Source organism: Neobacillus sp. DFD-2R (assembly GCF_057747865.1).
Map to the genome: position 1 here is coordinate 4508481 of NZ_CM173228.1, position 12748 is coordinate 4521228.

General features: G+C 36.4%; 11 protein-coding genes and 1 pseudogene. 5 read left to right on the forward strand and 7 right to left on the reverse strand.

Annotated features, from left to right (window positions below):
• Positions 1-121: 121 nt before the first annotated feature.
• The 4 genes from AC3ANV_RS22595 to alaP form a co-directional block, all read right to left on the reverse strand.
• Positions 122-964: a TIGR03943 family putative permease subunit gene (locus AC3ANV_RS22595; protein ID WP_488310897.1), complete on the reverse strand. Its 843-nt coding sequence runs from the start codon at positions 962-964 to the stop codon at positions 122-124.
• A gap of 12 nt (positions 965-976) precedes the next feature.
• Positions 977-1864 (reverse strand): permease, encoded by an 888-nt coding sequence (locus AC3ANV_RS22600; protein WP_488310898.1) that lies wholly within the window; start codon positions 1862-1864, stop codon positions 977-979.
• Between the two features lie 152 nt (positions 1865-2016).
• Entirely contained in the window at positions 2017-2835 is an 819-nt protein-coding gene (locus AC3ANV_RS22605; protein WP_488310899.1) for a 5'-nucleotidase, lipoprotein e(P4) family, read from the reverse strand.
• Positions 2836-2940: 105 nt separating this feature from the next.
• Positions 2941-4338, reverse strand: coding sequence for an alanine permease AlaP (gene alaP / locus AC3ANV_RS22610; RefSeq protein WP_488310900.1), 1398 nt, complete (start codon positions 4336-4338; stop codon positions 2941-2943).
• Between the two features lie 388 nt (positions 4339-4726).
• Between alaP and AC3ANV_RS22615 the strand changes: the two genes are divergently transcribed.
• From AC3ANV_RS22615 to AC3ANV_RS22630, 4 genes are all read left to right on the forward strand, one after another.
• Positions 4727-5956, forward strand: a complete 1230-nt coding sequence (locus tag AC3ANV_RS22615) for a PucR family transcriptional regulator (RefSeq protein ID WP_488314306.1) — start codon at positions 4727-4729, stop codon at positions 5954-5956.
• A gap of 127 nt (positions 5957-6083) precedes the next feature.
• Positions 6084-7217: an alanine dehydrogenase gene (gene ald, locus AC3ANV_RS22620; RefSeq protein WP_488310901.1), complete on the forward strand. Its 1134-nt coding sequence runs from the start codon at positions 6084-6086 to the stop codon at positions 7215-7217.
• 122 nt (positions 7218-7339) lie between these two features.
• Positions 7340-8452 carry a putative glycoside hydrolase gene (locus tag AC3ANV_RS22625; protein WP_488310902.1) on the forward strand — a complete coding sequence of 371 codons (1113 nt, stop codon included), beginning with the start codon at positions 7340-7342 and terminating at the stop codon, positions 8450-8452.
• A 554-nt stretch (positions 8453-9006) separates the two neighbouring features.
• Positions 9007-9270, forward strand: a complete 264-nt coding sequence (locus AC3ANV_RS22630) for a hypothetical protein (RefSeq protein WP_488310903.1) — start codon at positions 9007-9009, stop codon at positions 9268-9270.
• A 351-nt stretch (positions 9271-9621) separates the two neighbouring features.
• Here AC3ANV_RS22630 and AC3ANV_RS22635 read toward each other — a convergent pair whose 3' ends face one another.
• Positions 9622-11031, reverse strand: a complete 1410-nt coding sequence (locus AC3ANV_RS22635; RefSeq protein WP_488310904.1) for a SpoVR family protein — start codon at positions 11029-11031, stop codon at positions 9622-9624.
• A 79-nt stretch (positions 11032-11110) separates the two neighbouring features.
• Positions 11111-12094 (reverse strand): M14 family zinc carboxypeptidase, encoded by a 984-nt coding sequence (locus AC3ANV_RS22640; protein ID WP_488310905.1) that lies wholly within the window; start codon positions 12092-12094, stop codon positions 11111-11113.
• Between the two features lie 152 nt (positions 12095-12246).
• Between AC3ANV_RS22640 and AC3ANV_RS22645 the strand changes: the two genes are divergently transcribed.
• Positions 12247-12501 (forward strand): YhdB family protein, encoded by a 255-nt coding sequence (locus AC3ANV_RS22645; protein ID WP_488310906.1) that lies wholly within the window; start codon positions 12247-12249, stop codon positions 12499-12501.
• A 94-nt stretch (positions 12502-12595) separates the two neighbouring features.
• On the opposite strand, the pseudogene AC3ANV_RS22650 reads toward AC3ANV_RS22645, so the two are convergent.
• Positions 12596-12719, reverse strand: a pseudogene (locus AC3ANV_RS22650) (DNA-binding response regulator); the annotation flags it as partial.
• Positions 12720-12748 lie beyond the last annotated feature (29 nt).

The window sequence follows — 12748 nt, forward strand, 5'->3', positions numbered from 1 at the left end:
TACCAATTGTCCGTAAGGTTCAAAACCTGTCCAAATGTAAGTTTAAGGAATAACATAAAAAACAGCAAGCAAAACAACTATTCATCAGACATACAAAAAAGATACCAAATTTGGCATCTTTTTAAAATTGTCGATATACATATTGCTCTTTTGGTGCAGATGTTTTTGACCATTTCTCTACTTTTAAAACAGGAATATTCGTTTTAAAGGAAGGGTAATAGGTAGTTGATACTTGGCCTTTTACGTTGATCCACTCATCATTTTTAAGTTTAACTCCATCCGGTAGGTCTACAAGCATCCCAAAAACTCCGGCATCAGCAATACAATGGATAACACCAAAACGTAAAATCAAAACCTGATTTTTATTCGTTGAGTCAGGATCGTTGAACACAAAGCCTTTAAACTCCAGTTCGCTTCCTTCGAATTCCCCTGGAAAATTATAAATCGTTTCCATTGCATTTAAAAAATCCTGATCCGTTAATTTCAAATCATTATGATTGATATATTTTTTCTTTTCACCTTGCATGATTTTGTCGTAATCATCTTTTCCGTAATAAATACTGGTATCGGGACGCAAGAATTCCTGTTGAAAGAACGGATCTTGTGTATCATATATCGGAAAATGAAATCCTTTTGCTTTAACAATATTGGAGTCAAGTGTAGCAATTGGGAAAAACAAGCCTGAAATAATCGGAAAGAAGAAAACCGGATAAACTACCAGCTTTTTATACCATTTGTCCTCTTTCGCATGATTATGGCCACAATGATCATGGTCGCAGGCAGCTTTTTTTGAATCATTCTTATTCATCATAAAAATTTGAACAATCGTTAAAACTAAAAGCCCATATCCCGCCGCGGCAGAAAGGTATGAATATTTCATATTAATATACTTGCTAATGTCACCGGTAATATGCAATTTAAAGATTAAATAAGTAAAGCCAATTAAAATTAAACTTCTTATCATGGTCTCAGCTCCCTAAAAAAACAACGAATACACAAAAACAACAGCAAATATGCCTGAAACAGTCATAAATACTAAGCGCTTCTTAAAGGTTGACAGCATCATCATTAAATTCTTGATATCGACCATCGGGCCGGATATTAAAAATGCTAAAAGTGCACCTGTTGTAAACGTGGTTCGAAATGAAGAAGCGATAAATGCATCGGCTTCTGAACATAAAGAAAGAATAAAAGACAAAGCCATCATCACAATGGAAGATCCTGCTTTTCCGTGGCCAATAGAAACAAGAGTTGCTGTTTTAACATATGTTTGAACACTAGCTGCGATAAGTGAACCAATAACTAAATATTTTCCCATTGAGAAAAATTCTTCAACTGCATGTTCAAGTGTTTGCCAAATTTTCTTCATGATTGGGGTTTTCTCATGAGAATGATGATGATGATGAAATTGCTCATTAAATGGGTTACCTTTAAAACGATAAGCAATCAAGATCCCTACTGCATTTGCAACAATAATGGCGCCTATGGCTCTTAAAAGCGGCATTTTCCAGTCGCTTCCAAAGGCAATATAAGTAGCAAATAATACTACGGGATTGATAATTGGGGCGGTTAACATAAAAGAAATACCTGCTGAAATTGGCACCCCTTTAGAAACAAGCCTACTGACTATCGGAACAATTCCACATTCACAAGAGGGAAATAATATACCGATAAAACTTGCAAATATAACGGCAAGAATCCGATTTTTCGGCATGATTTTTGCGATCATTTCTTCTGTAACAAATATTTGAATAATCCCTGATATTAAAACTCCTAAAGTCACAAAAGGTAAGGCCTCAATTAATATCGAAATAAAGATGGTATTCATCTGTAAAAAGGATTGCGGTAATGATATACCAAACATAGTAGTCCTCCTATAACCTTAACTCATGCAAACTACTATACTCTCATCTTAATACTACGTCCAACGAAAAATATGGAATTACAAAAGAAATTTATTCCTTTTATATTTGAATAATAGAAATAACGTTGCCGAAATTGTATCGGCAACGTTATTTATGGCTGGAAGGTTTGTAAGCTTTCTTTTCTTAACCTAATTTTTTCTTCATCTGATTTTCTATAATCATAATTATAGATAGCCCCTTCCCAATCTCCATACATTGGGTTTGGGAACACAATAAGCTTTCTTCCAAATTCATCCTTATGCCTGTCAACTGCTTGAATTCTTCCTGAAACCGACAAATTATCAAATCCACTGAAATCTCCCAGGTTATCACCAAATAATAAGACAATTTCATGAGTTCTAGCTACTTGTTGGCGACGGGTCTCTTTTCCCTTTTCACCGGGCTGCCGTAACAATACATGTTCTGCATTTGCCTGTGGTACACCAACGTTTAGTAAATTTTTAATTGTTGCTTCCTTTTGTGCTTCATTCCGATTGGATATATAGTAAATTGCGACTCCTTTTGAATCTGCGTATTTTAAGAAATCAATTGCACCGGGAAGTGTCTTTGCTTCGGCACGGTTTATCCATTCGTTCCAATTTAAAGGATCTGCCTTTCCTTTTATAACATTCCTTGCTTGATTAGGGCTGTTATCTATTACGGTTTCGTCCAAATCAAGAACAATTGCAGGCTTTAAGGCTTTTTTCTTCGGCTGTTTTCCTAATATCTCGTCCAATCTCATTTTTCCAATGTTATAACCTTGATAATATAAAGCCTTTGCTTCCCCGGATGTTTGAAACCATAGAACTGACATGGTATTTTGATCCTTCAAATTAACTTCCGGGCTAGCTGCATTTTGTGCTTTTACATTTACATTGTAAAGAGAAAATACAAAAGCGGCTAATACAAATAGTGATGTTAGCTTCTTCATCACATAACCTCCTTTTAATCATACGGAGTTAGTATGTGAATAAAAGAAAAAATCACTCTCTTAATTATTAAAAAATGAGACCCCCTCTGAGGGCCTCATTTTATTTTAGCTAACTTGTTTTTTAGCTGAATTTTTTGTATTTCTTTTATGAAATCCTTTTGCATAGTAAAAGGCAATCAAGAAGATAATCCAAAGCGGCCCAATAACGACAGCAATTCTAGTATCAGGATTGTAAGCCATTATGCAAATAACAAAGGCTAAAAATGCAAGCGATAGATAAGAAGACAATGGGTATAAAGGTAATTTGTATTTTAACTTCTTCGTCTCGTCAATTTTTAGGCTTTTCCGGTAACGAATTTGTGAGAATAAAATAATCGCCCAAGTCCAAATTGCTCCAAAGGTTGCAATGCTCGTTACCCATGTGAATACCTGTGCCGGAACGATATAATTCAAAAGAACTCCAACCAATAAAGCGGCTGCAGAAGCAATGACTGCAAGGCCCGGAACACCTGTCTTTGTTACTTTCCCAAACTTTTGCGGTGCCTCACCATGCTGTGCAAGATTAAATAACATTCTTGCCGTACTAAAAATTCCACTATTACAGGATGATAATGCTGCTGTTAACACAACAAAGTTAATGATCCCTGCTGCTCCGGGTATACCAATTTGTTTAAAGGTAAGTACGAACGGACTTCCCTTTGTTCCAATTTCTTCCCATGGGTAAATGGACATAATAACAAATAGTGCTCCTACGTAAAAGATAAGAATGCGCCAGAAGACAGAATCAATTGCTTTAGAAAGGGTTTTCTCCGGATTTTTAACCTCTCCGGCTGTCACGCCTATCATTTCAATCCCAAGATACGCAAACATAACCATTTGTAACGACATCAATACACCTTTTATCCCATGAGGGAATAATCCCCCATGATTCCATAGGTTATCAATACCTGTCGCAATTCCACCGTTGCCAAGTCCAAAGAATATCATAGCGGCACCGACAACAATCATGGCAAGTATCGTTACAATTTTAATAAGAGCAAACCAAAATTCCAACTCACCGTAAGCTTTTACTGCAAGGAAATTAACTGTCGCCATGATTACCAAAGCAGATAGCGCCCAAATCCAACGAGGAACACCAGGGAACCAATATTCCATATAAATTCCCACTGCTGTAATTTCAGCCATACAGGTAACAACCCATAAAAACCAATAATTCCACCCTGTTATGTATCCTGCAAGTGGTCCCAAATAATCACGGGCATATTTACTGAAAGAACCTGCTACCGGTTTCTGGATTGCCATTTCCCCAAGTGCCCTCATAATAAAAAACATTATAAGACCGGCAAATCCATATCCAAGCAATATTCCCGGACCTGCAAGTTTAATTGCAGATGCAGAACCTAGAAATAATCCTACCCCGATTGCCGCCCCTAATGACATCAAGGTAATATGCCTTTCTTCTAAACCGCGATGAAGTTCTTTGCTCTGAGTGTTTTTACTCATTGATTAATCTCCCCCTGATTAATTAAACTTCCAATTCCTCTTACATCCCTATGTCGTAATAATTATATAACATCTGACGGCTCTTGATGATATTAACTTTATTAAAATAGTAATAATGATTTGTTTGTTAATTGAATTTTTCTAAAGCCACCCTCCCCCATTCGATTTTGGCAACGCTTTCAAAAGTGAATAATTTAAAAATTTACGCTTTTTGAAACATCTAAAATAATTTTAACATTTCCCTAAACAATTTCTTTTGTGTAAATTAGAGAAATTTATGCTATCATTTTGTATATTTAAACAAATTAATTATGAAGTTTAAGCAAGTGCAATAATTATTTTCTATACTCGTTACTTCTAGTAATATGGAGGGAAAATCTTGAGTTCTATTATAATTGATCCTTTTAAGGGTGCCTTTGATAGTTTAGATGAGTTTGCAGACCTAATTAGTCAAGTACTCCAATGTCCCATTACAATCGAAGATGCAAACCATCGTCTACTTGCATATAGTACACACGATGAGAGAACTGATCCTGCAAGAATTTCTACTATAATAGGTCGAAGAGTTCCTGAAAAAGTAATCAATCAATTATGGAAAGAAGGAACAATTCCTGCCCTGCTAAAAACAAGGCAGCCGATTCGGGTAGAAAGTATGGACGATATCGGGCTTAGCAATAGAGTTGCTATCTCTATATGGAAACAAGATGAAGTCCTCGGTTTTATTTGGGCTTTGGAAATTGATAAATCGTTAACTGAAAATGATTTTTCCCTATTAAAAAAGGCTGCAGATGCGGCAAAAAATAAGCTATTACAATTGCAAACACGGAAAAATAAAAAAGAAGAACGTTTTCAAGAATTTTTTTGGAAGTTATTAACCGGCCATTTGACCGCTCAGCAAGAAATCATTGAAAACTTCCATTCATTACAAATAACACCCGCTTCCTCTTTTGCTGTTCTCGTTTTTCAGTTTCAAGAAAATATCACGAGCAAGGTGGAGCAATTCATTTCGTATATTTTAAAAACGAGTCAGCGCTTGAAAATTATGCTTCATACTATTGATTGTAACCAGCTCATATTATTGGTCTCAGCAAACAATATTGACAATCCTTTTAATGAACTTGAGCAATTCTCTCAGACATTTGTTTGGAAAATGAATGATCGTTACAGCATCAAAAATATCAGCCCTGTATATAGCAGTATTTATGAAGATTATCAAAAAATCGGAAAAGCCTATCAGGAAACATTGACTGTTTTGACCATTAAAGAAAAATTCCCATTAGAAACAGAAAATATTTTTAATTACCAAAAACTAGGTATATACCAGCTTTTCGATATCCTCTTAGAAAAAAGAAAAAGTGAGGAATATGCAAACTATTCATTAAAAAAGCTTCATGAATATGACCAAAAACACAACAGCAACCTTGTTGAAACCCTTGAAGTGTTTCTAAACAAGGACACCAATATTAATGATGCAGCAAAAGAATTAAATGTCCATGCCAATACATTAAATTACCGTTTAAAAAGAATCACTGAAATTGGCGAAGTTAACTTCAAAGATCCAAATCAAAAAATGCTTCTTTACTTAGATTTAAAGCTTGAAAAATATCTAGGTGTTTGACCATTTGTGAAAATCCCCAAAAAGGTATACAATCTTTCTCCTTTCTTAACAAAGAAATTTAAGGGCTTTCATACTATACTTGAGCCATAGCAAAAATTATTAGGAGTTAAGGGGAGGAATTAGAGATATGTTTATTGGGGTTCCAAAAGAAATTAAAAATAATGAAAATAGGGTGGCACTTACACCGGCAGGAGTTATTTCATTTTTAACCTCCGGTCATACTGTATTAATTGAAAAGGATGCAGGAATTGGAAGCGGTTTCACCAATGAAGATTATGCAAAAGCCGGTGCTGAAATTATCGATAGCGCTGAACAAGTTTGGACTAAAGCAGATATGATAATGAAGGTAAAAGAGCCTCTTTCAAGCGAATACCAATATTTCCGTCCGGGTTTAATTTTATTCACTTATTTACACCTAGCTGCAGAGCCTGCATTAGCACAAGCACTAAAGGAAAAAGGTGTTATTGCGATTGCTTATGAAACAGTGTCAGTAAACAGAACTCTTCCTTTACTTACACCTATGAGTGAAGTTGCAGGACGTATGGCTGCACAAATCGGTGCGCAATTCCTGCAAAAAAATAATGGCGGTTTAGGAATTCTTCTTGCAGGTGTACCTGGTGTTAACCGTGGTAAGGTAACAATTATTGGCGGTGGTATTGTTGGAACAAATGCAGCTAAAATGGCAATCGGACTAGGTGCAGATGTAACAATTATTGACTTAAGTGCAGACCGCCTTCGCCAATTAGATGATATTTTCGGAAATCAAATCAAAACATTAATGTCTAATCCTATGAATATTGCTGAAGCCGTTGCAGAAGCTGATCTTCTTATCGGTGCTGTTTTAATTCCGGGTGCTAAGGCTCCTAAGCTAGTTACAGAAGAAATGGTTAAATCGATGAAACCCGGTTCCGTTATTGTTGACGTAGCGATCGACCAAGGTGGAATTGTTGAAACTTGTGATCATGTTACAACACATGATAATCCTACTTTTGAAAAGCATGGAGTTATTCACTATTCAGTTGCTAATATGCCTGGTGCAGTGCCTAGAACTTCAACAATCGCTTTAACGAATGTTACGGTTCCATACGCATTGCAAATTGCTAATAAAGGGGTTAATAAAGCCATCACCGAAAATGCTGCCTTAAAGCTTGGTCTAAACGTAGCAAACGGCGAAATCACTTTTGAAGCAGTAGCAATGGATCTTGGTTATAATTATGTAACTGCTGAAAAAGCATTAGAAAAAGATTTAGCTACAAACTAATATAGAAAGAGGTTGACTGCTGTCAGCCTCTTTTTTTATTTTTCCTGTATTTTTTTAATCTTGGAATTAATTGTATTTCTAATGAGAAGTATAATAATAAATAAAACGTAGGGTGTGAGTATATGAAGAGAGCTTTGCTTCTTCTATTATTTATTCAGGCTTCCCTTTCCCCCATTCTAAATGAATCCTCCGTACTTGCATCAAAAAATATTCCACAAATTCCTTCCAGCTTTCGAGAACCTATTAGAGGGATTTATGTTACCGCCGCAAATTCAAAAGGACCGCAGTTTGAAAAATTACTTTCTCTAGTAAAAAATACAGAATTAAATGCAATGGTTATTGACATTAAAGATGATAATGGCAATCTTACGTTTGTTCCTTTAAAAAGCTCACCCTATTATTCTGTAAGTCGTCCCTATATAACCAATCCTAGGGGACTGGTTCAAACATTAGAAACAAATAACATCTACCCGATTGCGCGTGTCGTTGTTTTTAAAGACAATGTATTTTCCAATAAAAATCCAAATTTTTCATTTGGGACACCTAGCAGAATTTGGAAAAACGCACATGGAGATTCTTTTACTAACCCCTTTCTTAAAGAAGTGTGGGATTATAATATCGGTATTGCTTTGGAAGCGGTAAAAATGGGCTTTAAAGAAATCCAATTCGATTATGTCAGATTCCCTGAAAAATTTGAGACATTTGAAAAACAGCTGATCTACACTAAAGGCAGTTATCAATCAACTGATGGACGTGAAAGAGTTACGGCTGTAACCGATTTTGTAAAATATGCGAGTGCAAAACTAAAGCCATATAATGTAAAGATATCAGTCGATGTTTTTGGAAATGCTACAGTCATACCGGAAGCACGGGGTATAGGACAAAACTTCTCCAGTATTGCCGAAAATGTAGATGTTATTTCCGCAATGATTTACCCAAGTCATTGGACAGCTATTTTTGGTATTCAAAAACCGGATTTACATCCGTTTCAGCTTGTTAAAGAATATGCAAAGGTAGAGAATAGCCGCTTACAAAAATTAGGGCATCCTCCGACATCAAGGCCCTGGCTCCAGGATTTTACGGCTACATGGCTTGGTAAGGGAAATTTTAAAGCATATGGTAAACAGGAAATTGAAGATCAGATTCGGGCTTTACATATGGAGGGCATTAATGAATTTTTGCTATGGAATGCAAGCAATACCTATACTTCAAAAGTGGACTATACACCATATTAATTAAATGAAATTTCCTTCAGCATAATATTTCCAATAAAGACAAAGACACCTATTTTATTATTAACGGGTTTACTTTAGAAGTGCAAACATTATAATCACAAGGAGAAACACACGGCATTTTCACATAAGAAAATATCGTGTGTTTTTTTGTTGTTTTAGTAAGATTCCGATACACTTCTACGCCCTTTTTTCATATAAGTTCACAGTGTCTAAGAGTAGAAATTTATTGGACAGGATGTGAATTTGGCGTGATTTAAGTGTAAATCTAACCGGGCATTGAACATATCGCAGATATTTACAAAGCGAAAGTGAGGATTATTCGGACAGGATAAGCAGGAAATCGCCCATGATTGTCCGAATGATGGGATTATTCGGACAGGACAAGCTGGAAATCTCCTTTGATTGTCCGAATGCTGGGCTTATTCGGACAGGATAAGCAGGAAATCTCCTATAATTGTCCGAATGCTGGGCTTATTCGGACAGGACAAGCTGGAAATCTCCTATGATTGTCCGAATGATGGGCTTATTCGGACAGGATAAGCAGGAAATTTCCCTTGATTGTCCGAATGATGGGATTATTCGGACAGGACAAGCTGGAAATCTCCTTTGATTGTCCGAATGATGGGATTATTCGGACAGGACAAGCTGGAAATCTCCTTTCATTGTCCGAATGCTGGGCTTATTCGGACAGGATAAGCAGGAAATCTCCTATGATTGTCCGAATGCTGGGCTTATTCGGACAGGACAAGCTGGAAATCGCCTATGATTGTCCGAATGATGGGATTATTCGGACAGGACAAGCTGGAAATCGCCCATGATTGTCCGAATGCCGGGCTATTCGGACAGGACAAGCTGGAAATCGCCCATGATTGTCCGAATGCCGGGCTATTCGGACAGGACAAAAGCCCCCAGTCACAGGGTTTTATATTATAAAACCGTTTAAAAGTAAAACGGTCAAGATTAGAGTACTTCTTAAAATCAACAATCTATCCAAAAAAGCATAAAAGGAAGAATGGCTTGGAGAAAACTTCGAGCCATTCTTTAAGTGTATTATACTACGTTTTCATTGGTGAAAACCCTGTAATTAATGGTGAGATTCCACCTGCAATTTAAAGTTTTGCACTTCACAAGTAAACCCGTTCCTATTTTATCTAGGCGCCTTTGTTTTTTTATAAATATTTCCGATGAACCCCTTTTCCGTCATATGAAAAAAGCATTTTTCGTTCTTCAATCGTCGTTTCGATATGAACCGGTCTTCCCCATAATTGCTGGATATATGGCAATACCTTTTCCAGATACTTAACATCCAGTTCAACGCCTTCATACCAATGTTTAAGATATAGCTCACCATTTTTCAAATAGTCGCCATCATTTACGGTAATGTATGGGAATCCGCCATTTACGCGCATATTAACAAGCTGATCACGAATATTCTCCCATTGTTTATCAACGATTTTGTAATCTCTTCCTTGCTTTTGGAAAAGATACATATCTTCCCGCATCACGAGATCTTTATTTAAATAATTGCGAAGGAAAGAAATATCCGACTCTACCTCACGGACTTCAAACATTTTCTCCCGGCCAGAACCAGGCTGCACTCCTCTACGTTTCATTTCTTCCGTAGGATTATTATAACGCTCTTCGATGTCCTCAAAGATCTTAATTCCAAGGTAATATGGGTTGATTCCGGTTTTTGAAGGCTGAACTACACCTGCATTTAATTTTGCAAATTCAATGGATTCACCGCTTGTTAAATCCAGTTCTCTAAGTATCCTTTGATGCCAATACGATGCCCAGCCTTCGTTCATGATTTTCGTTTCAAGCTGTGGCCAGAAATACAGCATTTCTTCCCGCATCATTGTCAAAATATCTCTTTGCCAATCAGAAAGCTCCCTGCTATACGATTCAATAAATAATAATAAGTCCTTTTCAGGTCTTGGCGGGAATTTCTTTTTTCTCGGCTGAATCTCTTTTTTATCTTTTTCATCCAGCTTCCACAAATCGTCATATGGCGTAGACACGTGATGTTCTTCATCTTCTTCCACTTCATCTCCAATGGACCAAGCGAGTTTGGGTCTCATCAGCGAAGGATCAATATGCTCATCTATGGCTAAAACTGCATCAAGGAAGGTTTCTACTTCCTTTTTACCATATTGGATTTCATATTGATGGATTCTCTCAGCTGTTGCTGCCATACTCTCCACCATATCACGTTTTGTATTTTGGAATCGGACATTGTTTTTAAAGAAATCGCAATGGGCAAGAACGTGCGCTACGATTAGTTTATTTTGAATAAGCGTATTGGAGTCCAACAAGAAGGCATAACATGGGTTTGAATTGATAACGAGCTCATAAATTTTACTTAGCCCTAAATCATAATGGAGCTTCATTTTATGAAATTGCTTCCCAAAACTCCAGTGCGAAAACCGGGTCGGCATACCATATGCTCCAAATGTATAAATAATTTCAGCGGGACAGATTTCATAGCGCATCGGATAAAAATCCAAGCCAAAGCCACTTGCAATTTCGGTGATCTCTCTAATTGCATATTCGAGATCTTTTCGACCTTCCACATTCATTAGCCATTCCCCCTTATTCGTCTTACCACAATGTATGAAGTAAAGGAGGGAATGATGTAACAAGATACAAAAACAATAGTTAATCTGAGATTTTTTTAGCTTCTTCTGCTAGCATGAGTCCAACTTTTTTATTGCGTTTCCATTCTGATTTGAAAACAGATAATGGCGGATTGGTTTCCCCCACGGGATAGCTAATTTCTATGGTCATTGCCGGACGGTGGTAAGTTGTGATAAACCAATCTGTAAATCCACCTCCTGTAGCTTCTTTTGGAGGTTTAGCTAATTTATAACCAGTTAATTTAGATACCTTTTTTGCTAATAAATAATCTCTTTTAAGATTCTTCCCATTTTTATATTTCCAAAAAATCTCTCTTCCTGCTGAATGATATGCTACTGCAACATAAGGATTAATCTCTTTAATAAATTGCGTTAAAGCAGTAACTTCTTCCGCTTCTAAAGGTGCCTTCCCTTTATAAAACCTATAGAAGGGAGTACCGGGGTCTTCTTTAAGGGCATTCCATCCTGCAGGATATTGCCTATTTAAATCTACCCCCATGCCATTAGCTTTCCATCGTTCAAAATGGTTCATCCCTTCATTCATGGCCAATAAACGGCTTTGCTGGTTAGGTGGAAATAGGTGAAGATTATTTTGTTGGATTTCCACCCCATCGGGATTTAACATGGGGATAAACCATATAGAAACTTCATTTAAGATATCCGTTGACCGGAACAAGATATTTTCCTGCTTTTGATATGCCTCCGCATATGTCTCCAGCATCTTCATTAAAAGCATACTAGTTAGCCATTCCCTTCCATGATGAGCCCCAATTAATACAATATTCTCTTTTCCTGTTCCGAGCTTTATGGCCCAAATATTTCTTCCAAAATGGGTTGTTCCAATAGTTTTAATTTTGATTTCTTTTTTATATTTTTTCTGAATCTTTGAAAGATCCTGTTTTAGGACCTCATATGTATATGGTTCATTTACTTCCACAATTTGTGTTTTCGTAAAATTTACTTGTTGTAAAGAAAATAACATCAGTATACATAACAATTTATACATAAAACCTCCGCAATATTATGTTAAAAAGAAAAGTTTTTATACAGGTGAAAGTTGGAAATAGCGTAAAATAGGGGTGTCCAACATTTTCTGCGAAAGTTCTCCGCAGAAAATCATAAAATAAATTCAACTCCTAATAAGGAGGAGATAAACAAATGAATAAATTGGATTACGATCGAGCGCTGTATTATACACATCGATCCGAGTGGGATAATTTGTTGATATTAATGGTACGAACGAAGGATCAATTTTTATCAAAAAGGATAGAGCAATTCCTGCATGCTTACCATTTTGAACATGACTACACTGTTATTGAAAATACACTGTATACTTTACTACGTTACATCGACCATGCAAATGAAATACTTGAAGCAGATACAAATGAGATTCCGATGTATAGTCTTTCCTGAAAAAAACAAAATATTGATGAGAAAAATTTTACAACCGGGCCAAAGAATTCCACCAAAAACACGGCTTCCTTTTTCGGTAGCCGTGTTTACCATTTTTAAGCAGTTCTTTGCCATTTCTTGCTTCCCCGATTATTTTAATATTTTCCTGGGTTTTAAAAAAACATTACCCCCCTTCTCACAACATGAAGATCATCTGCTATTAGTATTCGAATACTCATTAGGAGACTAAAAACTAAAAAAACTCCTG

Excerpts from the sequence above, each read along its gene's own strand:
- AC3ANV_RS22595 (WP_488310897.1), bottom strand. The coding sequence starts at position 964 with ATGATAAGAAGTTTAATTTTAATTGGCTTTACTTATTTAATCTTTAAA.
- AC3ANV_RS22600 (WP_488310898.1), bottom strand. The coding sequence starts at position 1,864 with ATGTTTGGTATATCATTACCGCAATCCTTTTTACAGATGAATACCATC.
- AC3ANV_RS22605 (WP_488310899.1), bottom strand. The coding sequence starts at position 2,835 with ATGAAGAAGCTAACATCACTATTTGTATTAGCCGCTTTTGTATTTTCT.
- alaP (WP_488310900.1), bottom strand. The coding sequence starts at position 4,338 with ATGAGTAAAAACACTCAGAGCAAAGAACTTCATCGCGGTTTAGAAGAA.
- ald (WP_488310901.1), top strand. The coding sequence starts at position 6,084 with ATGTTTATTGGGGTTCCAAAAGAAATTAAAAATAATGAAAATAGGGTG.
- AC3ANV_RS22625 (WP_488310902.1), top strand. The coding sequence starts at position 7,340 with ATGAAGAGAGCTTTGCTTCTTCTATTATTTATTCAGGCTTCCCTTTCC.
- AC3ANV_RS22635 (WP_488310904.1), bottom strand. The coding sequence starts at position 11,031 with ATGAATGTGGAAGGTCGAAAAGATCTCGAATATGCAATTAGAGAGATC.
- AC3ANV_RS22640 (WP_488310905.1), bottom strand. The coding sequence starts at position 12,094 with ATGTATAAATTGTTATGTATACTGATGTTATTTTCTTTACAACAAGTA.
- AC3ANV_RS22645 (WP_488310906.1), top strand. The coding sequence starts at position 12,247 with ATGAATAAATTGGATTACGATCGAGCGCTGTATTATACACATCGATCC.